This window comes from Quadrisphaera granulorum (assembly GCF_003149145.1).
Lineage (GTDB): Bacteria > Actinomycetota > Actinomycetes > Actinomycetales > Quadrisphaeraceae > Quadrisphaera > Quadrisphaera granulorum.
Genome location: NZ_QGDQ01000013.1, coordinates 74,191 through 97,750 on the forward strand (window position 1 = coordinate 74,191; position 23,560 = coordinate 97,750).

A 23,560-nucleotide genomic window follows, 5' to 3' on the forward strand; every position below is an offset into this window, starting at 1 on the left:
GCCGATGCTACCGCGCAGCGGATCCGCTTGCACTAACCGGCAGTTAGTGCTGCATGATGGGTGGCGTCAGTTCGGCCCGCACCACCCAGGAGGACCCGTGCCCACGTACGCCATCACCGGAGCCACCGGCCAGTTCGGCCGTCTCGCCGTCGCCGAGCTGCTGCGCCGCGGCACGGCACCTGCCGACGTCGTCGCCCTGGTCCGCGACCCCGCCAAGGCCGCCGACCTCAGCGCGAGCGGCGTCGACGTCCGCGAGGCCGACTACGACCGCCCCGAGACCCTCGAGCCGGCCCTGAAGGGCGTCGACGCCCTCCTCTTCGTCTCCGGCAACTCCGTCGGGGCGCGGGTGCCGCAGCACACCGCCGTCGTCGACGCCGCGAAGGCCGCCGGGGTGGGCCGGATCGTTTACACCTCCGTGCTGCGCGCCGCCAGCTCCGACCTGCCGGTCGCCCCGGACCACGTGGCCACCGAGGGCCTGCTGGCCGCGTCCGGCATCCCCACCACCGTCCTGCGCAACGGCTGGTACACCGAGAACTACTTCGGGCTGCTAAGCCAGGCGGAGGCCACCGGGTCGATCGCCAGCGCCACGCGCGGCGCCGCCGTGAGCCCCGCCACCCGCGCCGACCTGGCCGCTGCGGCGGCGGCGGCCCTGCTCGACGAGAGCACCGCCGGGCGCACCTACGAGCTGGCCGGCCCCTCCTTCACGCTGACCGAGCTGGCCGCTGCCTTCTCCGAGGTCCTGGGCCGTGAGGTGGTCCACCACGAGGTCTCCGTCGAGGAGCTCACCGCGGGCCTGCAGGCCGCCGGGCTCGACGCGGGCACCGCCGGCTTCTACGCGGCCGTCGACGTCGCCACCGCCGGCGGCGCCCTGGAGGGCAGCACCGCTGACCTCGAGGAGCTCCTGGGCCGCCCGGCAACCCCGCTCACCGACGCGCTGCGCGCCGCTCGCGTCTGACGGGTCGCGCCGCCGCTGCGGCGCACCGCTGCCGGGTGTCAGGCGCCCGTGGCCCGCAGATAGGTCACGGCCGCCAGCACCCGGCGGTGGTCCGCCGTCGACGGCGGCAGGCCGAGCTTGGTGAAGATGCTCGCCACGTGCTTCTCCACGGCACCCTCGGACACGACGAGGGCGTCGCGGATGGCGGCGTTGGAGCGGCCCTCGGCCACGAGCGCCAGCACCTCGCGCTCACGCGGGGTGAGCGCGGCGAGGGGGTCGTCGCGGCGACGGCGGGCCAGGAGCTGCGCGACCACTTCTGGGTCGAGGGCCGTGCCACCTGCTGCGACGGCGTCGAGTGCGCCGGTGAGCGCGTCGAGGTCGGCCACCCGGTCCTTGAGCAGGTAAGCCACGCCGCCGCGCCCGTCGCCGAGGAGGTCGGCGGCGTAGGAGGCCTCGACGTACTGCGAGAGCACCACCACCGCGAGGTCGGGCTGGCGGCGCCGGGCCTCGACGGCGGCGCGCAGGCCGTCGTCGGTGTGACCCGGGGGCATCCGGACGTCGACGACGGCGACGTCGGGCGCGTGCGCGGCGACGGCGTCGAGCAGGGAGGGCGCGTCACCGACGGCGGCGACCACCTCGTGGCCCGCCTCGGCGAGCAGGCGCACGAGCCCCTCGCGCAGCAGCACCGAGTCCTCCGCGACGACCACCCTCACGCCGCCGATGCTCCCAGACCCCCCGCTCCCCCTCCGTGATCATGGGCGTCCGCCACCCCTGGAGGTGGCGGACGCCCATGATCACGACTTGAGAGGGTGGCGGACGCCCATGATCACCGTGGGGAGGTCGGGGTCAGGGCAGGGGGAGACGGGCCTCCACCACGGTCGGGCCGCCGGCCGGGCTCGCCACGGTGAGCGCGCCGTCCACCGCCTGGGCCCGGGCCACCAGCCCGCGAAGACCTGTGCCCGTCGGGCTGGACGGGTCGGCGCCACCGACGCCGTCGTCCTCGACCCTCACCACCAGCCAACGCCCCTCCGGCTCCGCACGGACCGTGAGGTCCACCACGGCGGCCCGGGCCCCGCTGTGCTTGGCGGCGTTGGTCAGTGCCTCGGCGACGACGAAGTACGCCGCCCGCTCCACCCCGCCCGGCAGGGCGCCCAACGCCCCGGCCCGCACCGTGGCCGGCACCGCGCTGCGCGACGCGAGGGATTCCACAGCCGCCACGAGGCCGCGGTCGGCCAGCACGGGCGGCGCGATGCCGCGGGACAGCGCGCGCAGCTCGGCGAGGGCCTCCTGCGCCTGCTGGCGCGCCTCGGCGAGCGCGGTCGCTGCGGCCTCGGCGTCGCCAGCGGCCAGGCGGCGCTGGGTGGCGGCGAGGTCCATCTCCAGGCGCACGAGGCGCTGCTGGGGACCGTCGTGCAGGTCGCGCTCCAATGAACGCAGGGCGGCCGCCTCGGCATCGGAGGCCGCGGCGCGGCTGGCGGTGAGCACCTCGACGCGCTGGGCCAGGGCCCGCACCGAGGAGTTGCCGATGGTGCCGCGGGCGAAGACGGCGTGGGCGAAGGCCAACCCGCGGACCACAGGCACGAGTGTCACGAGCAGCGCGAGACCCACGAGCACCTGCCACACGACGGGCAGCGCGTCGATCCCCGCGATCGAGACCCGGCCGGGGGCCACCGCCGCCTGGGCACGCTCGCCCCAGGACCACCAGCTGACGGCCGTCAGGCCGGTGACCAGCCAGGCAACGGTGATCGACCAGGTGATGGTGGCCAGGGCGACAGCGATGGAGCCGTGGAGCAGGTCGAGCCAGAGCTGGCCGTCACGAAGCCAGTCCCACCAGCGCCACCAGGGGCCGGTGCGGGTCGGGGCCGGAGGCGTCAGGGGCGAGCCGGCCGGGCGCGGAGCGGGGATGCGCTCCCCCGTCCACGCCAGGCGGAACCTCTCGACGTGCGCGAACGCGCGAGCGCACGCCAGCGTTGCCAGCAGCGCGATGATCGCCACCGGAATGAGGACCACGCTGCTCACGAGGCTGGTCACCAGGCTGGCCAGCGACCACAGCACCGCGGCGGAGACGGCCGCCACGGGGAGGCCTGTGAGCAGGTAGAGAAGGTCGCCGGGGGTCCGGCGGAGCCACCCGACGACGACGGACGCGGCCGGGCGAGCCGCGGGTGGTGAGACATCGGACGTGGCCGCCGGGAGCGGGGCCGTGGTGGTGTTCGTCATGGCATCGAGCCTCGTCGCGCGGCGCATCGCGGACCATGGTGCGGCCCGGCGTCTGCGGGGTGGGGCCAGCCCCACCCGCAGCACCCGGCCAGCCCCCAGCGCGACGGGGCAGCTCTGCACTCAGCCGCCCTCACCGCGCCGAGGAAGGGCCTTACCCAGTCCGTGATCATGGACTTCCCGAACATGTCACGATGACGAGCTCGCCGAGGGCGAAGGTGGCCAACCGCCCATGATCACGGCTCGAAAGCCGCTTCGGAGGTCCATGATCACCGCCGGTTGGGTGTGCTCACCACGCCGTCAGCCCGGCTGTCAGCGGAGCGCGAACCGCTGCAGCTCGCCGGCGTACGCCTTGGCCGGTGGCCGTGCGTACTCCCCGCGCCGGCTGGTGGACAGGCCGGCCAGCACGAGCGCCTGCGCCATCCCCACCGCCGCGGCGACGCCGTCGACGACGGGCACGCCCAGCTCGTCCGACAGCGACGCCGCGAGGTCGGTCATGCCGGCGCAGCCGAGGACGATCACGTCGCTGCCGTCGTCGTCGAGAGCCCTCGCGCACGCAGCGGCGATGGAGGCCCGGGCCAGCGGGTCGGTCTCGAGCTCGAGCACCGGGATCTCGCAGGCGTGCACGCCCGCGCAGTGCTCCCCGAAGCCGTAGCGGACGGCCAGCTCGCGGGCCCGCGCGGTGGTCCGTCCCAGCGTGGTCACCACGCTGAAGGACCGCCCGACCAGGACCGCAGCGTGCATGGCGGCCTCGGCGATGCCGAGCACCGGCCCGCGGGCCACCTCGCGGCAGGCGTCCAGGCCGGGATCTCCGAAGCAGGCCACGACGTGCGCGTCGGCCCCCGTGGCGCTGCCCTCGAGCACCGCCTCCAGCAGGCCGGGCACGGCGAGGGCCTCGTCGTAGTGGCTCTCGATGCTCGCCGGGCCGGAGCGGGAGGTGACGGCGCGCACGGTGGTGCCCGGGCCTGCTGCGGCCCGGGCACCCTCCGCGACGAGCGCCGTCATGGACCCCGTGGTGTTGGGGTTGACGACGTCGACGATCACCGGACGTCCACCACCCGCGGGGTCTCGTCGGTGACGACGGTGCCGTCGGTCATGCCGGTCCCGCCTTCGGCGACCGCCATGGCGGTCAGCGTCGGAGAGCCGGGGCGCAGGGCGAGGGCGCGGTAGACCACGAGGCCGAGGCCGCAGCCGATGAACCACGCCCAGTCGCTGACCCACAGCGCCTCGCCGAGCAGGCGGGGCAGCAGCACCGAGGCGATGGCGACGCCACCGGCGACGGCCGTGGCGATGACGGCGTCGGGGTTGTAGCCCTTGCGGTACCAGTAGCCAGCGCGCTCGTCCATCGAGTACATGGCGTCGACGGCGATGCGCTGCTTGCGCACGAGGAAGTAGTCGGCGATGAGCACGCCGAACAGCGGGCCGATGAGCGCGCCGAGGATGCCGAGCGTGTAGTGGATGGCGGTGTCGTTCGCGTACCAGTTCCACGGCGTCAGGACCACGGAGCCGACGGCGGCGATCATGCCGCCGGCGCGCCAGGAGATCTTCTGCGGGTTGACGTTGGAGAAGTCGAACGCCGGGGCGATGAAGTTGGCCACGATGTTGATGCCGATGGTGGCGGTCGTGAAGGTCACCGCGCCGAGCACCACGGCGAACGTCGAGTCGATCTGCGCGACCGTCTCCACCGGGTCGGTGATGAGGCGGCCGTACACGGGCAGCGTCGCAGCGGCGGTCAGCACGGTGAGCAGCGAGAACAGCACGAAGTTCACCGGGAGCCCGAGGAAGTTGCCCTTCTTCACGGCGCCGAAGGTGCGGGCGTAGCGGGAGAAGTCACCGAAGTTGAGCATCGGGCCGGAGAAGTAGGCGACGACGAGCGCGGTGGCCGAGAGCATCGTGCCGAGCTGCTGCAGCGGGGTCAGCGACACCTCCGACAGCGTGAGGGAGACGTTGAAGTCGGCCTTGACGAGCAGGTACCCGCACAGGATGAACATCACGACGTACACGGCGGGGCCGCAGAAGTCGATGAACCTGCGGATGGCCTCCATGCCGCGCCAGAAGACCGCCGCCTGCACCGCCCACAGGAAGGCGTACGTGGCGTAGCCGAGCACGCTCAGCCCGAGGAAACCGTGCTGGGAGGCGTCGGCCCAGGGGGTCAGGCCCGGCCACAGCCGGATGAGGACGACGTCGAGCGCGGCCGAGGCGAGGTAGGTCTGGATGCCGTACCAGGCCACGGCGATGGCTCCGCGGATGATCGCGGGGATGTTGGCGCCCTTGACGCCGAACACGGCCCGGTTGACGACGGCGTACGGAACGCCCGTGACCTGGCTCGGCTTGGCCACGAGGTTGCACAGGAAGTACACGATGGTGATGCCGGCGATGAGCGCCACGAACACCTGCCAGCTCGCCAGGCCGAGGGCGAAGAGGCTGCCCGCGGTGACGTACCCGCCGACGCTGTGCACGTCAGACATCCAGAACGCGAAGAGGTTGTACGAGCCCCACTTCTGCTCGCGCAGGGGGGCGAGGTCGGCGTTGGTCAGGCGCGGGTCGTAGCCGGGCTTGATGAGCGCATCACCGGCGGCCCCGTGCGCGGCGACCGGGGCTGCGGCGGTGGGACTGTCGACGACGCCGGCGGCCGGCGAGGCGCCGCTCGCGCTGCGCCGGCTGGTGGTGGTCTCGGGCACGGGATCTCCTCGGGGGCGGGGGCGGTCCTTGCTGCTGAGACGACGCTAGGAAGCCCGTGTTGCGTGACCGTTGCCCTCGTCGTATATCTCTGAGCCCCTCCCCCGCGACGACCATGCGCTTCCGTGCCGATCTGTGCCGGTGGCGCAGGCGCTTCCCTCCCCCGTCGCCGCCACGATCAAGCACCTCAGCGCCACGAGAACCCAGGACGCCGGGGCGGGGCGCATGCGGCCGGCCCAGGACGTGGCGCGGATCCGCATGATCGTGCGGAGGAGGAGGTCAGGTGGGGTCGCCGTCCAGGGGGACGTCGGCGACGACCTCCTCCAGGCGGTGCTGGTGCGCGCGAGCCACCGCCACCAGCGCGTCCGCGTCGCGACGCGCGAAGGCCTCCAGCATCTCGGCGTGCTCGGCATGCAGGCGCTCGCGCGCCTGCCACGTCGACCAGCGCATCGGCTGCACCGCCTCGGTGAGGTTCCACGCCTGCTCCACCATGCCCAGCAGCCGCGGCATGCCCGCCGGCGCCATGAGCGCGACGTGGAACGCCCGGCTGTGCTCGTGGTAGCTGCGCAGGTCACCGCCGGACAGGCATTCGCGCAGCGCCGCGAGTGCCTGACGGGCCACCTCGACGTCGTCATCGGTCGCCAAGGGAGCCGCAGCGCGCAGCGCAGCCTCCTCGAGGGCACCGCGGACCACGTACAGCTCGGCCAGCTCGCCGCGCGACAGCCGGGCTACCGCGTACCCGGCGTTGGCGCGGTGCACCACGAGGCCCTCACCGACCAGCACCTGCAGCGCTTCGCGCACGGGGATCGGGCTCACGCCGAACGCCTCGGCGACCTCCCGCAGCGGGATGGTGCAGCCGGGCGGTGCGTCGCCGGAGATGACGGCGCGTCGCAGCTCGGCGAGCACTCCGCGGGCGGGGTGGTCACCGGAGGGAGCCCGCAGGCGTGCGACGAGAGGAGAGGGGTGCCGCACCGGCGGAGGCTAGGCCCGCCTGCGGTGCCGTGGAGGGTCCGGCACCACATCCGGTCGGCGAGTGGACCGCGACGAGTGGACTGCACAGACGAGAAAGTCCCCGCACCGGCACCGGTGCGGGGACCTCAGGGAGCCGCCTCGGGGAATCGAACCCCGGACCTATTCATTACGAGTGAATCGCTCTGCCGACTGAGCTAAGGCGGCGCGCACGTCGGTGAACGCCGTGCAGCGGGGTCCACCATACCCGGCGCGCCAGAGCGGACACGCCGAACCGCTCAAGCCATCGGCGCGTCGCGCCGTTGTCGCGGCATGGGCGATGACGCGACCACCACCACGAGGCCCCGCAGCGGTCCACCGGCGGGCCCCCGCTCGGCGGGTCTGGCCGTGGTGCTGCCGCCGCCCGCGGCGTCGGTGGTCGACCTGGGCGCACGCCGCGCCCGCTCCGCCACGCTGGACGTGGTCATCAACGCCGACAACGGGCTCGACATCGTCGACGTCACGGCCGTCGGGCGGCGTCCCCCCGCGGGGCCGCACTCGGTCGTGGGGCCGGTGGCCCCGATGCTCATGGCCGCCCCGGAGGAGTCGACGCTGAGCATCCAGGACCGCGTCCGCCTGCGGGCGCTGGAAGCCGCCGCGCGCGCCGGAACCACCCGCAGCGGCGCTGACCCCCGCTGACCCACTGCTGACCCCCGCTGACCCACTGCTGACCCCCGTTGAGCAGCACTCAGCTGGTGCAGGTGGCGTTCTCACCCGGGAGCACGCCACCCAAGAGGTAGCCGTCGACGGCGCCGTCCACGCACGCCGAACCGCGGCGGTAGGCGGTGTGCCCCTGCCCGTCCCACGTCAGCAGCCGCCCCGAGGAGAGCTGCGACGCGAGCGACTGGGCCCACACGTACGGGGTGGCAGGGTCGTTGGTGGTGCCGACGACGAGGATCGGCGCCGCGCCCGGGGCGCTCACCGGCGCGGGGGTGCGGGTCGGGGGGATCGGCCAGACGCCGCACTGCAGCGCGCCGTAGCTCAGCGACCTGCCGAACGTCGGAGACCGCTGCTCCAGCTGCTGCGCCTGCGCCTGCATGGCTTGCGGGCTGGCGTCGACCGGACGGTCCAGGCACGTGATGGCCGTGTAGGCCTCCAGCAGGTTGGAGCTGTACGTGCCGTCGGGCTGGCGGCCGGCGTACGCGTCGGCCAGCTGCAGCAGCCGGGCGCCGTCGCCGCCGCGCGCCGACTCCACGGCGCTGTCGAGCAGCGACCAGGTGTTCTCGGTGTAGAGGGTGGCCAGGATGCCCTGGAAGGCCAGCGGCGCCGTGAGCGGTCGCTTCGCGTCTGAGGTGGGCAGCGGCTGCTGCCGGGCTGCGCTCAGCACGTCGCGGACCTGCTGGACGACGGCGTCGGCGGTGCTCCCCAGCCGGCAGTCCGACCGCTGCGGACAGGCCTCGGCGTAGGCGCGCAGCGACCGCTCGAGACCTTCCGCCTGCACGAGGGCGACGTCCCCGGAACTGGAGGAGGGGTCGAGGGCCCCGTCGAGCACTAGCCGCCCCACACGCTGGGGGAACGCGCCGGCGTATTCGGCGCCCAGCAGCGTGCCGTAGCTCTTGCCGAGGTAGTCGAGCCGCTCCGAGCCGACGACGGCGCGCAGGACGTCGAGATCGCGCACGACGTCGACCGTGCCGAGGTGGCCCAGCAGCAGGCCGGCGTCGACTTCGCAGCCCTGGGCGAACCGGGTCGCCTCCTCGGTCTCCTCCGCCAGGCCCGCCGGTGTCGTCGGGTCGGCGGGGTCGGCGCGGTAGGTGTCGAACTCGGCGTCGGACATGCAGTCGATCGGTTGGGAGCTCCCGGTGCCGCGTGGGTCGAAGGCGACGACGTCGTAGCGGGCCTGGACGGCGTCGCTGACGACGGCCTGGACGCCTCCGCGCAGCCACGCGACCCCCGAGGCGCCCGGGCCACCGGGGTTGACCAGCAGGGAGCCGAGACGCTGGGAGGGGTCGGTGGCGGGGTGACGGGCCACCGCGAGGTCGACCGTGTCGCGGTCGGGGCGGGCCCAGTCGACGGGCACGGTGACGGTGCCGCACTCCAGCCCGCCCCCGCAGTCCTTCCACGCGATCTTCTGGTCGTAGAAGGCTGCGTAGGCGGGGTCGGTGGCTTGCTCGCCCGGCGTGGTGGCGCTGGCGGTGGTCGGCGGGAGGGTGGTCGGATCGCCGCCCGTGGGCTGCGGCGGTCCGCTGCAGGCCGCCACGGCCATGACCGCCGCCACGGTCGCACCCGCCACCCCCCAGGGTCGCCGTGACCGGCGCGACGAGCGCGAACGATGCGACGAGGGGGCGGAGCTGACGCTCACGGGCGCAGCGCCAGAGCCATCGCCTCGACGGCGAGCAGCGGGTTGACGTTCGCGGAGATCCGGCGCCGCGCCGTCGCGATGGCGTCGAGGCGGGCGAGGGTCTGCTCGGGGCCGCCACGGCGCGCCAGGCCGGCGACCTCGCGGCCCAGCTCGGCGTTGACGAGGTCGACCCCGGCGCCCAGCTGCACCACGAGGACGTCGCGGTAGAGGGAGGCGAGGTCGACCAGGGCCCTGTCGAGCACGTCACGCTTGGCGCGCGTGGCGCGCTTCTTCTGGTCGTCCTCGAGGGCCTTCACCTGCGAGCGCAGCGCCGGTGGGAGCGACCCCGCCGCCTCTGCACCCAGCGAGCGCAGCAGGTCGGCGCGCTCGGCGGCGTCACGCTCCGCCGTCGCCGCCGTCGCCTCCTCCGAGGCGACGTCCACCAACTCCCCAGCCCGCACCACGGCCTCCCCCACGCCGGTCACCTCGAACGCCAGCTGCAGCACCTGGCGACGCCGCAGCCTGGCCCCCTCGTCGCGCGCCAGGCGGCGGGCCAGCCCCACGTGGCTCTGCGCCGCTCGTGCGGCGTAGGCCGCCATCGTCGGGTCGATCCCGTCGCGGCGCACGAGGAGCGCCGCAACGTCCTCGACGGAGGGCACACGCAGACGTACCGGCCGGCAGCGCGACTGGATCGTCGTCACCATGTCCTCGGGGCTGGGCGCGCACAGCAGCCACACCGTGCGCGGCGGAGGCTCCTCGATCGACTTCAGCAGCGTGTTGGCGCTGTGCTCGGTGAACCTGTCGGCGTCCTCGACGAGCACCACCCGCCAGCGCCCCGCCGACGGTGCGCGAGCAGCCCGCTGGACGAGGGCGCGCACGTCGTCGACGCCGATGCTGAGCTTCTCGGTGGCCACCACCTGCACGTCGGCGTGGGTGCCGGCGAGCACGGTGCGGCAGGCGTGGCACACCCCGCACCCGCGCTCCGCGCCTGGACCGCCCGCCCCCACAGCTCCGTCGTCGTTGACCTCGCACTGCAGGGCTGCCGCGAAGGCACGGGCGGCGGTCGAGCGCCCCGAGCCGGGCGGGCCCGTGAAGAGCCACGCGTGCGTCATCGCCGCCGGGATGGCGACCGCCTCGCGCAGTTGCGCCACCACCTCGGGCTGACCGGCGACGTCGTCCCAGACGCTCATCGCCCCGCGTCCCAGGCGTCGGCCGGGTCCACGTCGCCGCTGCTCGACCGCTCGGCAGGCGGCGCGACCGGCTGCGACGAGGACTGGGACGACGGCTGGGACGACGGCGGGGCCGGTTGCGACGACGACGGCGGGGCCGGTGGCAGCAGCGGCTTGAGGCGCTCACGCACCTGCTCGGCCACCACCTCGGGGAGAGCGTCGGCATCGACGACGACGAAGCGGCGCCGGTTGCGGCGGGCGAGCTGGCGGAACCGCTCGCGGACGGCCGCGTGGAACTCCTCCGGCTCGCGCTCCAGCCTGTCGAGCGCGCGGCCCAGACGGGCGCGCGCGGCGGCGGGCGGGAGGTCGAGCAGGACGGTGGCGTCGGGCAGGAGGTCTTCGGTGCCCCACAGGGATAGCGAGGCGACCTCGTCACCCTCGAGGTCACGGCCCGCGCCCTGGTAGGCGACGGAGGAGTCGAGGTAGCGGTCGGTGATGACGACGGCGCCGCGCGCCAACGCGGGACGGACCACCTCGGCGACGTGGTGGGCGCGGTCAGCGGCGTACAGCAGCGCCTCGGCACGCGGGGAGACGTGACCGCCGTGCAGGAGGAGATGGCGGATGGAGGCACCCAACTCGGTGGCGCCCGGCTCGCGGGTCAGGACGACCTCGTGGCCGAGCTCGCGCAGCCAGTCGGCCAGGAGGCGCGCCTGGGTGCTCTTGCCGGAGCCGTCTCCGCCCTCGAAGGAAACGAAAAATCCCGGCCCCTTGCGCTGCGGCTCGGGGCGGGCGGTGAAGCGCAGCCGCCAGGCGCGGACGAGATCTTCGCGCAGGGGGCCGGAGTGGCCGTCGTCCAGGGTTCGGTAGGCGGCCAGCCCGATCACGGTGGCCAGGACGGCCGCGACGAGCAACGTCAGCGCCGCCCCGTTGTAGGTGACGCCGGCCGTCTCGGTGACCTGGATGCGGTGGGTGCCGAACAGCGCGGCGAGCGCGGGGGCGAGCGCCAGCACGCCCACCAGCACGATGCGCGCCGACGACTGCACGAAGGCGAACGTGCGGCCGCGCACCTCGTCGGCCACCTCGAGGCCGAGCAGGGTGTAGCCGGTGACCCAGGCGATGCCGCCGCAGGCACCGACCGCCACCGACAGCGCCGCCACGATGACGATGTTCGGCACCAGCGCCAGCGGGAAGAGCACGACACCGGCGGCGACCAGCGACAGCGCGAAGAGGCGCCAGCGCGGGAGCGCGGCCAGCACGCGCGGCCCCGACCACATGCCCAGCGCCAGCCCCGTGAACACCGCGGCGAAGAGCACGCCGTAGCCCGGGTCTCCGGCGCCCAGGTCCTCCACGAAGGTCCGGGCGACCCCGATGACGAAGCCGCCGGCCGCGAAGGCCCCGAGCATGCCGACCACGAGACCGCGCACGAGCGGCGTGGCCCACACGTAGCGCCAGCCCTCGAGGATGCTGCGCCCGACCCCCTCTGGCACCGGTGTGGTGCCGGACTCACCGGCGCGGCGCTTCGGCAGCTCCAGCCGCGCGACGACGAGCGCGGCCACGAGGTAGGTGGCGGCGTTGAGGTACAGGGCCAGCGCCACGCCGTCGAGGAGGGCCGGCAGCACGGGATTGAACAGCGACAGGGCGCTGAAGAGCAGCGCGGCAACGGGTGCGGTGCCGTAGGTGACCACCAGCGTCAGCTGGTTGGCCGCCTCCAGCGACGGACGGGGAACGATGTTGGGGACCGAGGCGTCCTTCGCGGGGGTCCAGAACAGACCCACCACCTCGATGAGCACGGTCGCCACCAGCAGCCACCACAGCTCGCCGACCACGGGGATGCTCGCGAAGAGCACGCCGCGGAGCACGTCACCGACGACCATGGTGGTCTTGCGGTCCCACCGGTCGGCGACGACGCCGGCCAGCGGCCCGAAGATCACAGCCGGCGCCAGACGCAGCACGAGGACACCGGCGACGGCGAGGTTGGCCGCCGCGTAGGCGTCACGGGCTCCGCCGGACAGGCTCACCGCCAGGGCGGTGGTGGCCAGCAGACCCAGCCAGTCACCCAGGCTGGACAGCCCCAGGCACCACCACAGCTGCCGGAAGGACCGGATGCGCAGGACAGCGCGCACGCCGTGCTCGTCCGGCGCCGTCTGCGACGGCCCGGACGACGCGGCGGCACCGCCGGGCACCGCAGCGCTCGTCACCGGGTCAATGTAACCGCGGTCTCCGACACCGCCCTGTGCGTCCACAGCCTCTCGGGGGACGGCGGATCCGGCTCCGCGTCACGCACCGAGCGGGTACACCGCGACGGGCGTGGTGGTGGGGGCGGAGCTGCCGCCGGCAGGTTCGAGCGTCACCGCGACGGCGGTCGCGCCGTCCGGAGCCCCCTCCAGCACCTCCGGCGTACCGCCGCTCAGCAGACCCGCGGGGCGGGCCGAGGAGCCGGTGACCCACCACAGCTGCCAGTCGTGGCCCCGGGGCGCTTCGGAGACGCCGGTGGGCATGATGACCGCCTCGCCCAGCTCGGCGGAGGCCATGACGTGCGTCGAGGCCCACTGCGCCCCATCGTTCTGGGCGACCACGGTGACGGCGTCGGGAGCGGAGGCGACCTGCGCGATGGCGAGCGCGACCTCCTGCGCGTGCTGGGCCTCCTCGCGCCAGCGCAGCGCAGCCCAGCCGCTGAGGGCGGCGCCGGCGACGAGGACGGCGGCTGCCGCGGCGGCCACGGCCGGCAACCACCGGCGGCCCCCCGGGCGGCCCTGTGAGCGGCCCTGTGAGCGGCCCTGTGAGCGGCCCTGCGCGAGCCGCCGGTCACGGCGGAGCGACAACTCGTCGGGGCTGCCCTCCGGCTTGGGGCGGCCCGGTGGTTCGGGACGGCTCTCGTCAGGTCGGGTCTCGTCGACGCTGGGCGCCGGCGGCAGCTGCTCGACGTCGTCGAGGGCGGCGAACACCCGCTCGCGCATCGCCGGCGAGGGGGTCGCCGGTGCGATCGCGTCGGCCAGCACCTCCCGCAGCTCGGCGAGCTCTGCCCGACAGGTGGCGCAGCCCGCGAGGTGCTGCTCCGCCCGCAGGGCCTCCTCGGGGGTGAGGGCGTCGACGGCGTAGGCGGCGGTGAGGTCGTGCTCGCTCACGTCGTCCTCCTCACCGATCGCTGGGACCGCTCCGACCGCCCCGAGGGAGCACCTGCCGCGGTGGGGCCCGGCAGGTCGGCGTCCTGGCGGGACATGTCGGCGCGCAGCCGCGCGAGGCCGTCGCGCAGCCGAGTCTTGACGGTCGGCACGGGCACGCCGAGCCGCTGGGAGATCTCCGTGGACGTGCGACCGCCCCAGTACGCCAGGAGCACCGTCTCGCGCTGCAGCTCCGTGAGTCCACCGAGCGCTGCGCGCACGCGGGTCTCGTCGTCGTGCTGGAGCACCTGCTCGGACACCTCGTCGTAGGCGGTGCGGTTCTCACCGGCAGCAACCCGGTCCTCGCGGTCCTCACGGGCGCGCACCGAGCGCACCCTGTCGACGGCGCGGCGGTGCGCGATGGTGGCAGCCCACGCGCCGACCGACCCCGCCGAGGGGTCGAAGCGCCCCGCCTGGCGCCACAGCTCGACCATGACCTCCTGCGCAACCTCCTCGGCGAGGGAGGGGTTGCGCAGCACGGCCCGCGTCACGCCCAGCACCTTGGGCGCCATCGCGTCGTAGACCTCGGCGAAGGCATCGCGGTCGCCGAGGGCCACCCGCGCCATCGCCGCCGCCAGGGCGTCACCCGGTGCGTCACCACGTGATGCCCCCTCCCCCGTCACGGCAGGACCTCCGTGCTCCCAGCAACCGTTCGGTGCTGGGCACCTCGCGGATGGGAGCCGAACGGGTGATCCTGCGGCCGAGCGGACACCCCGGCACACGACCAGGCTGTCGAGGCGGAGCACACGGCGGCGTGCGCGAACACCACGGCGAAGCGTCCGGTCCGGTCGGGGCGCCGGGTCAGCTCTTCGCCGCGGCGGACCGCGAGGACGCGCTGCGCGTCGTGCCGGTCTTGGTGGTCTTGGTCGTCTTGGCGGCGGTCTTCGTGGTCTTGGTGGTGGTCTTCGCGCCCTTGGCGGGGGCCTTGGCGCGCTTCTCGGCGAGCAGCTCCGCCGCCCGCTCGAGCGTCACGGCCTCGACCGTGTCAGCCGTGCGCAGGGTGGCGTTGGTGGTCCCGTCGGTGACGTAGGGGCCGAACCGGCCCTCCTTGACGACGACGGGGGCACCGCTGACCGGGTCGTTGCCGAGCTCGCGCAGCGGCGCGGCGGCGGCACGGCCACCGCGGCCACGCTTGGGCTCGGCGTACAGCGCGAGGGCCTCTTCGAGGGTGACCTCGAAGAGCTGGTCCTCGCTGGTCAGGGACCGGGAGTCGGTGCCCTTCTTGAGGTAGGGCCCGTAGCGGCCGTTCTGCGCGGTGATCTCCTCGCCGGTGGCGGGGTCGGTGCCCACCAGACGCGGCAGCGACAGCAGCTTCAGGGCGTCGTCGAGGCCGACGGTCTGCAGCTGCATGCTCTTGAACAGCGACGCTGTGCGCGGCTTGGCGCTCTTGGGAGCGCCCTCCTCGAGCACCTCGGTGACGTACGGGCCGAACCTGCCCGCGCGGGCGACGATGGTGCGGCCCGTGGCCGGGTCGGTGCCGAGCTCGCGCTCGCCGTCGCCGGCGGTCTCCAGCAGCTCGCGCGCCTTGGCGGGGGTCAGCTCGTCGGGGGCCAGGTCGTCCGGGACGGACGCGCGCTGCGGCTCGGTGCCCTCGGGGGCCCCCTCCGGCGGGGGGATCTCCAGGTACGGCCCGTAGCGGCCGACACGCAGCGTGATGCCCTCGCCGACGTCGAGGGAGTTCACGCCGCGGGCGTCGATGTCGCCCAGGTGCTCCACGAGCGGCTTGAGACCGGTGCGGCCAGCCGGGGACGGCGATCCGCCGCCGGGGACGGCAGCCGCCCCGGCGCCACCGTCGTTGCCCTCAGCGCCGAAGTAGAAACGGCTCAGCCAGGCTCGGCGGTCTTCGGAGCCGGAGGCGATCCTGTCGAGGTCGTCCTCCATCTCGGCGGTGAAGTCGTAGTCGACGAGGTGGTCGAAGTGGTCTTCGAGGAGCCTGACGACGGCGAACGCCAGCCAGCTGGGTACCAGGGCGGTGCCCCGACGCCACACGTAGCCGCGGTCGGAGATGGTCGCGATGGTCGCGGCGTACGTGGAGGGGCGGCCGATGCCGCGCTCTTCGAGGGCCTTGACCAGGCTGGCCTCGGTGTACCGCGGCGGCGGGGAGGTCTCGTGGCCGTCGGCGGAGGCGGCGAGCACGTCGACGCGCTGGCCCTCCTCCAACTGCGGCAGCCGACGCTCGGCGTCTCCCGAGCCGGAGCCGTGGCGCTCCTCGTCGCGGCCCTCCTCGTAGGCGGCCAGGAAGCCGCGGAAGGTGATGACGGTTCCGGAGGCCGACAGCTCCACGGTGTGGGAGCCGGGCTGCAGCGTGCCCGTGGGCGAGGAGCCCTCACCGCGGGGCGCGTCGGCGGGGGGAGCGACGTCGACCGAGCCGCCGAGGCGCACCGTGGCGGTGGAGCCGCGCGCGTCGGCCATCTGGCTGGCGACGGTGCGCTGCCAGATCATCTCGTAGAGACGGAACTCCTCACCGCGCAGTTGGCCCGCCACCTGGGCAGGGGTGCGGAAGACGTCACCGGCGGGGCGGATGGCCTCGTGGGCCTCCTGGGCGTTCTTCGCCTTGGAGGAGTAGGTGCGCGGCTTGTCCGCCACGTACTCGGCGCCGTAGAGCTGGGCGGCCTGCGAGCGGGCAGCGCTCACCGCCTGCTGCGACAGCGACACCGAGTCGGTACGCATGTACGTGATCCAGCCGTTCTCGTACAGCGACTGGGCGGTGCGCATCGTCTGGCGGGCCGACGAGCCGAGCTTGCGGCTGGCCTCCTGCTGGAGCGTGGAGGTGGTGAACGGCGCCGCGGGCTTGCGGGAGTACGGCTTGGTCTCCACCGAGGTGACCGCCAGTCCCTGCGCGCCGGCGGCCCGCAGACCGTTGGCCACGGCGGTGGCGGCGGCCTCGTCAAGACGCACCAGCCCGGCGCCGAGGGCCGCAGCGCGCTCGGTGAGCTGGCCGGTGTCGGCAAAGTCGCGGCCGGTGGCCACGCGGGCGCCGTCCACGGAGACGAGGCGGGTGGTGAAGCGCTGGGCTCCGCCGGAGCCGGCCGGGCAGGTGTCGGCCTGGACGTCCCAGTACGACGCCGAGCGGAACGCCATCCGCTCGCGCTCGCGCTCCACCACCATGCGGGTGGCCACGGACTGCACGCGCCCCGCGGACAGGCCGGCGCGGACCTTGCGCCACAGCACCGGGGAGACCTCGTAGCCGTACAGCCGGTCGAGGATGCGGCGGGTCTCCTGCGCGTCGACCATGTGCGCGTCGATGTCGCGCGTGGCCTCCAGCGCCCGCTGGATCGCCTCGCGGGTGATCTCGTGGAAGACCATCCGCTTGACCGGCACCGTGGGCTGCAGGGTCTGCAGCAGGTGCCACGCGATGGCCTCGCCCTCGCGGTCCTCATCGGTGGCGAGGTAGAGCTCGTCGGCGTCCTTGAGGGCCCGCTTGAGCTCGGTGACCTTCTTCTTCTTGTCGGCGTCGACGACGTAGTAGGGCTCGAAGCCGTTGTCGACGTCGACAGCGAACTTGCCGAACGGGCCCTTCTTCATCTCGGCGGGCAGCTCGGAGGGCTGGGGGAGGTCGCGGATGTGGCCGACGCTGGCCTCGACCTCGTACCCGTCGCCGAGGTAGCTGGCGATGGTGCGCGCCTTGGCCGGTGACTCGACGATGACGAGCCGGCGCACGGGCGCTGCGGAGGTGGAGCTTCGGGCCACGGACGGGCCTGCCTTCCTGGCGGTTCGGTCTGGCGGGGCCAGCGGGTCTGCGAGCGGTGGGGCGGCAGCGCGCCTCGCGGGGCGGCTCACTCGAGGGAGCGCGGCCCCGCCGACGGCTGCGGCGCGGTCACCGTACCTCCCGTGACGGCGGGGTCGCCCCCGGCGCGCTGCGGAGCGGCTCCCGGGGCGCCACTCCCAGCATCCCGACCTGCAGCTCGATCAGCAGCTCGATCAGCAGCTCGATCGGCAGCGCGCTGGAGGAGCAGCATGGCCAGCAGCGCCCCGCACGCGGCCCCGCCCACCCCGAGGGCGCCTCCGGCTCCGGCCACCAGCTGCCACGTCCGGCCGGTGGGCTCGGGAGGCACCACGGCCGAGACGACGGCCAGGGCGGTGGCTCCCCCCGTCAGGCCGACCGCGGCGCCGGTCACGAGCAGGCTCCCTGCGACGGCGCGGCCCGTCGAGCCCGCCCCGCCGGAAGGCCGGCCCCCGGCCAGCGGCGCCAGCAGCGCCCCCCAAGCGAGCACCACGAGCATGGCAGCCACCGCGTCGCTGGGCCGGTGCCACCCCGCGGCGAGCGTGCCGACGCCGATCGCGGAGGTGTAACCGGCGCCGAGCACAGCCGCGAGGGGCCGCAACCGCACCGGCGCCACGAGCAGTGCAGCCGCAGAGACCGCCCCGGCGAAGGTGGTGTGCCCGCTGGGCAGGGAGTTGGACAGCACATAGGTGACGTCGAGGTCGGGCCGGGCGAGCAGCACGTGCTTGGCCAGCTGGGTGGTCACCAGCGAACCTGTCACCAGGACGACGGCGGCCAGCGCCAGCCGCACCCGCCGCTGGGCCAGGGCGACGACGGCGACCACCGCCACCGCTGCCAGCACCCCCAGCACCGAGACCGTGTCGAGGACGGCGTGGGCGCTGCCCTCCAACCGCCACAGGCGCGTCCGCGCGCCGGTCAGCGCCGCCTCGTCGACCGCCTGGCCGTGGGCGGTGAGCACGAAGACCCGGTGCAGCGCCCACACCCCGGCTGCCGAGGCGACCGCGACGAGCACCCCGGCGGCCAGGGCCGCGGGGCTCACGGCGCGCCGCGGCGACGCGGCCGCGGCGCCCGCCGACGTCGTCGTCCTCACCGCCATGCCCCCTGAGGTCCCCACAGCGTCATGTCCACTCCAAGAAGCCGTCCTCGACCAGGCCCCGCACCTGCGGCACCAGCTCGGCCCGCAGGGCGGCAGCGTCCACGTCGAGCAGCACCGCCAGCGCCTGCACCACCTGACCGACCTGCAGCTCGCCGTCGCAGGCACCCACCAGGCCGGCCAGCGCGGTGCCGACCGACGCGACGCGGCCGAGCCCGCCGCCGGCGCGCAGCAGCACCGCGCGCGGTCCGCCCTCCCCGGGTCGGGCGTGGCGCTCCTCGGTGACGTCGTCGGCCACCCGCAGCCGCGCGGCGAGCAGCGCGTCGTCGTCGGTGGACACCAGGCGCTTGCGGGCAGCCAGCACGGCGGCCACGTGCTCGCCGAGGGGGCGCTCCAGCGGTCCGGTGACCTCCTCGACGCGCGTCCACCGCGGCCTGGAGGCGGCGTCTGCGGCCGGGGCGTGCAGGACGACGAAGCCCAGGCCGACGGCCTCGACGCCGCGGGCGGCGAAGTCGTCGAGCCAGGCCTCCAGCAGCGCGTCGGCCTCCGGCCCGGGGCGCTGGCCGCCGTCGCGGATCCAGGTCTCGGCGTAGTGGGCGGGGTCCATGACCTCGCGCTGCACCACCCAGCCGTCCAGCCCGGAGGCGTCGAGCCAGCCCTGCACCCGCGTCTGCCAGCCCTCGCCGCGCCGGTGCTCCCAGTTGCCGAGCATCTGCGCGCTGCCGCCGGGCGCCAGCACCGCCCCGAGGCCCGTGACGAGCTGCTCGACCACCGCGTCACCGACGAGTCCCCCGTCGCGGTACTCCCAGCCGGGCACGCCGGCGGCGCGCGGGGTGACCACGAACGGCGGGTTGGAGACCACCTGGTCGAACCGCTCCTCCGCCACGGGCTCCAGCAGGCTGCCGCGGCGCAGGTCGAGCTCGACACCCGCCAGGGCGGCGTTGAAGGCCGCGAAGCCGAGGGCCCGTGCCGAGGTGTCGGTGGCGGTGACCGCGCGGGCGTGGCGGGTGGCGTGCAGCGCCTGCACACCGCTGCCGGTGCCGATGTCGAGCACCCGCTGCGCGGGCGTCCTCACCGCGAGCTTCGCGAGCGAGGCCGAGGCCCCACCGATGCCGAGCACGTGCTCGGACGGCAGCGGCTGCCCGGGCGGCAGAGCGTGCTCCCCGAGGTCGGACGCCACCCACCAGGCGACCTCACCAAGGGCGTCGACAGCGGCGTGAGGGCGCAGGTCGACGACGGCGCGGACAGCGTCGTCCGGGGAGCCGCCGGCGGCCTCGACCAGCCCCACGGCCTCCGCGCCGGCGGTGCCGGTGGCCGGCAGCGCCGCATCGAGCGCCGCGCGGGTCACGGTGCCGGCGAGGAGGAACAGGCGCGTGAGCACGGCCACCGGGTCGTCACCGGCGGCCGCGGCAGCCCGGCGAGCGGGCAGGAGCGAGTCGCGCCGCATCGCGGCCTCCGCGACCGGGCCCAGCAGCTCGGCGACGCCCTCGACCGTCCACCCGGACCGCTCCAGGTCCGCACGCAGCGAGGCCGCCGAGGCCCCCGTCAGCTGCGGGGGCCTCGGCGGCCGTGCGCCGGTCGTCTCGCGGACCGTCGTCTGAGCTGTCGGAGCCGTCAGTGACACACCCCGACGGTACGTCAGCGGCTGGGCTCCGCCTCCGGCTCGCGCTCCGTGCTGGGGGCCAGCGCGGAGGTGGAGGTCGACTCGGCAGCGGGCTTGCCGCTGGCCTTGTCGGCGGACCCGTCGGTGATCTCGGTGGCCGGCTCACCCGCGGGGCGCTCCTCGCCCTGCGGGCCGTCAGCGGCCGAGCCGTCGCCGTCGTCGTCGAGGTCGTCCTCGAGGTCGTCGTCGTCCTCGTCCGCGTCGAGCGCGCTCGTGCGCCGCGCCGAGAGGTAGACCGCGACGACGAGCACGAGCAGGGCCGCCCCCGCGATCGCCAGGCGCACCGGGGTGCTCGCGCTCTCACCGACCGTGAGGGTCACCACCGCGGGCACGATGAGGATGGCGACCAGATTCATCACCTTGAGCAGGGGATTGATGGCCGGGCCCGCAGTGTCCTTGAACGGGTCACCGATGGTGTCGCCGATGACGGTGGCCGCGTGGGCCTCCGAGCCCTTGCCGCCGTAGCGGCCGTCCTCGACGAGCTTCTTGGCGTTGTCCCAGGCGCCACCGGAGTTGGCCAGGAACACGGCCATGAGGCACCCGGTGCCGATGGCACCGGCCAGGAACCCGGCGAGCGCGGCGACACCCAGGCCGAACCCGACGACGACGGGCGCGAGCACCGCGAGCAGGCCGGGGGTCGCGAGTTCGCGCAGGGAGTCGCGGGTGCAGATGTCCACCACGCGGCCGTACTCGGGCTTCTCGGTGCCGTCCATGATCCCGGACTTCTCCCGGAACTGGCGGCGCACCTCGAAGACGATGGCGCCCGCGGCGCGGGTCACGGCGTCGATGGCCAGGCCCGAGAAGAGGAAGACGACGGCGGCGCCGGCCAGCAGGCCGACGAGCACCGACGGCACGGTGATCTGGCCGATGGAGATGACGAAGCCGGCCTGGTTGAGCTGCAGGCCGAGGGACTGCAGCACGAACTGGCTGGGCACCTGCTGCACGCTGGCGAACGCCGACTGCGCTGCGGTGAGGAAGGTGTCGGTCAGGGAACCGAACAGCGCCGTCGCGGCCAGCACCGCCGTCGCGATGGCGATGCCCTTGGTGATGGCCTTGGTGGTGTTGCCCACGGCGTCGAGGTCGGTGAGGGTGCGCGCGGCGGCCTCGTCGACGTCGCCGGACATCTCGGCGATGCCCTGGGCGTTGTCGCTGACCGGACCGAAGGTGTCCATGGCCACGATGACGCCGACCGTGGTGAGCAGTCCGGTGCCGGCCAGCGCCACGAGGAACAGCGCCAGGCTGACGTTGCCCGCTGCCAGGAGGAAGCAGAGCAGCACAGCGCCGCTGATGATCAGCGTCGTGTAGACGGCCGAGGTGAGCCCCAGGCCGATGCCCGAGAGCACCACGGTCGCGGGACCGGTCAGCGACGTGCGGGCCACCGCCTGTGTCGGCTTGGACTCCGTGCCCGTGTAGTAGCCGGTGATCCACAGGATGACGACGGCGAGGAGGATGCCAACGATGACCGCGGCCGAGGCCAGGAAGCGCGGGTCGGACTCGATCTGCTCGACGCCCTGGCCGGCGCCCGTGAGGCGGGCGAAGGAGCTCGGCAGGTAGGCGAAGGCCACCGCGGTGCTGCCGACGGCGGAGACGACCGCTGACAGGTAGAAGCCGCGCTGGATGGCGCCCAGACCGCTCTCTCCGCTGCGGGCGCGGATGAGGAGGATGCCGAGCACCGCGGTGAGCGCGCCGACCGCGGGCACCAGCAGCGGGAACACCAGGCCGGCGTCACCGAAGGCGGCACGGCCGAGGATCAGCGCGGCCACGAGGGTCACCGCGTAGGACTCGAAGAGGTCCGCAGCCATGCCAGCGCAGTCGCCGACGTTGTCGCCGACGTTGTCGGCGATGGTCGCGGCGTTGCGCGGATCGTCCTCGGGGATGCCCTGCTCGACCTTGCCGACGAGGTCGGCGCCGACGTCGGCGGCCTTGGTGAAGATGCCCCCGCCGACGCGCATGAACATCGCGACGAGCGCGGCCCCGAAGCCGAAGCCCTCGAGCATCGTCGGGGCGTCGCCCTTGAAGAAGAGCACCACGAGGGAGGCGCCGAGCAGTCCCAGGCCCACCGTGGCCATGCCAACGGTGCCGCCGGTACGGATGGCCAGGCGGAAGCCTTCCTCGCGCCCCTCGGGGGTGCGAGCCGCAGCGGCCACGCGGACGTTGGCCCGCACGGCCAGGGACATGCCCAGGTAGCCGACCGCGGCGGAGAACAGGGCTCCGACGAGGAACAGGACGGCGCGGCCGGTCCGCACCTCCCAATCGCCGGGCAGCACGAACAGCAGCGCCACGACGGGCAGCGCGAAGATCGCGAGCGTCCGGAACTGGCGACGCAGGTACGCGCTCGCGCCTTCCTGGACGGCAGCGGCGATCTCCTGCATGCGCTCCGTGCCCTCACCGGCGGCGAGCACCTGGCGGCGGAACACGAAAGCCATCACCAGGCCCAGCGCGGCGATGGCCGCGATGGCGATGACGATGATCTGGTCACGGCCGGTCACGGCCGTGCTGGGGGTGGTGGACGCACCAGCCGCGGTCTGCACCCCGGCCAGCACGGCAGAGCTCGTCAGCCCGAGCATCCGTCCTCCTTGACGAGGCTGGGGCGAACCCCCCAGGCGGCCTCGCGGCACCCGACGGGGGGTGGAACAGGTCTCGGCGAGACTACAGACGCACCAACCCGCGCTGTCCAGTCGGGGAGGACGGCGCCTCCCCGGCTCGACGACCCCGCAGGTCAGCCGCGGAGGGAACCGCCCGCTGCGCGCCACGTGAGCCGGGTGGTGCCGCCGCGCCCGCCCGGGCCCGCGGTGACCGCGACCTCGTCGGCCAGACCCTCCATGAGGAGCATGGCCACCTCCTCGGTCTCCACGCCGTCGTCGCCGGCATGGTCGACCACTTCCACCACGAGGGTCCCCGCTGACGAGGTGGAGGTGACCTCGACGAGCTCGCTGGTGGCGGCCGACTCGCTGCGCTGGACGGCGCGGCCGCAGGCCTCGCCCACGGCCAGGCGCACGCCCTCGACGTCGCCGGCGGACAGTCCGGCGCGCCGGGCCAGCGACGTGGTCACCAGGCGCGCGATGCGCACGTGCTCCGGCAGCGCCGTGAAGCGGAGCACGACGGGCCCCAGCGGCGCGGGTGCGCCGCTGGGGCCCGTCGAGGGAGTGTGAAGAGCCACCGCGTCAGGACGCGGTGTCTCCGCTGGACGCCGCGACCGCGTCGTCCACGCTGCTGTGGATGGGGAACACCTTGGTGAGCCCCGTGATGCGGAAGACCTTGAGGATCTTCTCCTGGGTGCAGACGAGGTGCAGCGACCCGTCGTGGGAGCGGACGCGCTTGAGGCCGCCGACCAGCACGCCGAGGCCGGTCGAGTCGAGGAAGTCGACCTTCTCCATGTCGACCACGAGGTGATGGCGGCCCTCGCCGACGAGGTCGTTGAGGCGCTCACGAAGGACGGGGGCGGTGTAGACGTCGATCTCACCGCCGACCTCGACGACGGTCCGGCCGCCCTGCTCGCGGCTGGTGACGGAAAGGTCCACGCTGGCTCCTCGGGATCGAGACGGGCGCAGCTGCGCCGGTGTGGTGCTGGTCGGGTGGCTGATATCAGCCCAAGCTCAGGTGGCAGTCAACCACCAGCCCACCAGGTCGGCCACGC

The 23,560-nt window shown here is 74.3% G+C and carries 18 protein-coding genes and 1 tRNA gene; 2 read left to right on the forward strand and 17 right to left on the reverse strand.

Translation table 11 applies throughout. The features are described 5' to 3' along the window. Positions 1–97: 97 nt before the first annotated feature. Entirely contained in the window at positions 98–955 is an 858-nt protein-coding gene (locus BXY45_RS11655) for an SDR family oxidoreductase (RefSeq protein ID WP_109774667.1), read from the forward strand. A 38-nt stretch (positions 956–993) separates the two neighbouring features. Here the strand turns inward: BXY45_RS11655 and BXY45_RS11660 are convergent, their stop codons facing one another. From BXY45_RS11660 to BXY45_RS11685, 6 genes are all read right to left on the reverse strand, one after another. Next, a complete protein-coding gene (locus BXY45_RS11660) occupies positions 994–1,647 on the reverse strand; it encodes a response regulator (protein ID WP_109774668.1) in 654 nt (217 codons plus the stop codon). 133 nt (positions 1,648–1,780) lie between these two features. Continuing rightward, entirely contained in the window at positions 1,781–3,151 is a 1,371-nt protein-coding gene (locus BXY45_RS11665) for a sensor histidine kinase (RefSeq protein WP_170131466.1), read from the reverse strand. A gap of 309 nt (positions 3,152–3,460) precedes the next feature. Continuing rightward, a complete protein-coding gene (locus BXY45_RS11670; RefSeq protein ID WP_109774670.1) occupies positions 3,461–4,192 on the reverse strand; it encodes an aspartate/glutamate racemase family protein in 732 nt (243 codons plus the stop codon). After that, on the reverse strand, positions 4,189–5,829 hold the full coding sequence (locus BXY45_RS11675; RefSeq protein ID WP_109774671.1) for an NCS1 family nucleobase:cation symporter-1: 1,641 nt from the start codon (positions 5,827–5,829) through the stop codon (positions 4,189–4,191). The genes BXY45_RS11670 and BXY45_RS11675 overlap by 4 nt, the downstream gene beginning before the upstream one ends. A 277-nt stretch (positions 5,830–6,106) precedes the next feature. After that, positions 6,107–6,799, reverse strand: coding sequence for a GntR family transcriptional regulator (locus BXY45_RS11680; RefSeq protein ID WP_109774672.1), 693 nt, complete (start codon positions 6,797–6,799; stop codon positions 6,107–6,109). A 131-nt stretch (positions 6,800–6,930) separates the two neighbouring features. Then, a tRNA-Thr gene (locus BXY45_RS11685) sits at positions 6,931–7,003 on the reverse strand. A gap of 105 nt (positions 7,004–7,108) precedes the next feature. Here BXY45_RS11685 and BXY45_RS11690 point away from each other — a divergent pair. Next, positions 7,109–7,474: a hypothetical protein gene (locus tag BXY45_RS11690; protein ID WP_109774673.1), complete on the forward strand. Its 366-nt coding sequence runs from the start codon at positions 7,109–7,111 to the stop codon at positions 7,472–7,474. Between the two features lie 49 nt (positions 7,475–7,523). On the opposite strand, the gene BXY45_RS11695 is transcribed toward BXY45_RS11690, so the two are convergent. From BXY45_RS11695 to BXY45_RS11745, 11 genes are all read right to left on the reverse strand, one after another. Next, entirely contained in the window at positions 7,524–9,065 is a 1,542-nt protein-coding gene (locus tag BXY45_RS11695; protein WP_109774674.1) for an alpha/beta hydrolase, read from the reverse strand. Positions 9,066–9,130: 65 nt separating this feature from the next. After that, positions 9,131–10,303 carry a DNA polymerase III subunit delta' gene (locus BXY45_RS11700; RefSeq protein WP_109774675.1) on the reverse strand — a complete coding sequence of 391 codons (1,173 nt, stop codon included), beginning with the start codon at positions 10,301–10,303 and terminating at the stop codon, positions 9,131–9,133. Next, the gene (gene tmk, locus BXY45_RS11705; protein WP_245961770.1) at positions 10,300–12,480 is read right to left on the reverse strand and encodes a dTMP kinase; all 2,181 of its coding nucleotides are present in this window, start codon (positions 12,478–12,480) and stop codon (positions 10,300–10,302) included. Before tmk ends, BXY45_RS11700 begins: the two co-directional genes overlap by 4 nt. A 78-nt stretch (positions 12,481–12,558) precedes the next feature. Further along, complete coding sequence (locus tag BXY45_RS11710; RefSeq protein WP_109774677.1) at positions 12,559–13,407, reverse strand: anti-sigma factor domain-containing protein; 849 nt, start codon at positions 13,405–13,407, stop codon at positions 12,559–12,561. Then, a complete protein-coding gene (gene sigK, locus BXY45_RS11715; protein ID WP_245961771.1) occupies positions 13,404–14,066 on the reverse strand; it encodes an ECF RNA polymerase sigma factor SigK in 663 nt (220 codons plus the stop codon). The genes BXY45_RS11710 and sigK overlap by 4 nt, the downstream gene beginning before the upstream one ends. A 178-nt stretch (positions 14,067–14,244) precedes the next feature. Next, the gene (gene topA / locus BXY45_RS11720; protein WP_170131467.1) at positions 14,245–17,133 is read right to left on the reverse strand and encodes a type I DNA topoisomerase; all 2,889 of its coding nucleotides are present in this window, start codon (positions 17,131–17,133) and stop codon (positions 14,245–14,247) included. 86 nt (positions 17,134–17,219) lie between these two features. Further along, complete coding sequence (locus BXY45_RS11725) at positions 17,220–18,263, reverse strand: phosphatase PAP2 family protein (RefSeq protein WP_109774678.1); 1,044 nt, start codon at positions 18,261–18,263, stop codon at positions 17,220–17,222. A gap of 22 nt (positions 18,264–18,285) precedes the next feature. Beyond that, complete coding sequence (locus BXY45_RS11730; protein ID WP_245961772.1) at positions 18,286–19,884, reverse strand: DUF7059 domain-containing protein; 1,599 nt, start codon at positions 19,882–19,884, stop codon at positions 18,286–18,288. 14 nt (positions 19,885–19,898) lie between these two features. Further along, the gene (locus tag BXY45_RS11735; RefSeq protein WP_109774679.1) at positions 19,899–22,490 is read right to left on the reverse strand and encodes a sodium-translocating pyrophosphatase; all 2,592 of its coding nucleotides are present in this window, start codon (positions 22,488–22,490) and stop codon (positions 19,899–19,901) included. A gap of 152 nt (positions 22,491–22,642) precedes the next feature. Then, complete coding sequence (locus BXY45_RS11740) at positions 22,643–23,083, reverse strand: ATP-binding protein (RefSeq protein ID WP_211319483.1); 441 nt, start codon at positions 23,081–23,083, stop codon at positions 22,643–22,645. Between the two features lie 4 nt (positions 23,084–23,087). After that, on the reverse strand, positions 23,088–23,444 hold the full coding sequence (locus BXY45_RS11745; RefSeq protein WP_109774680.1) for an STAS domain-containing protein: 357 nt from the start codon (positions 23,442–23,444) through the stop codon (positions 23,088–23,090). Positions 23,445–23,560: the final 116 nt, after the last annotated feature.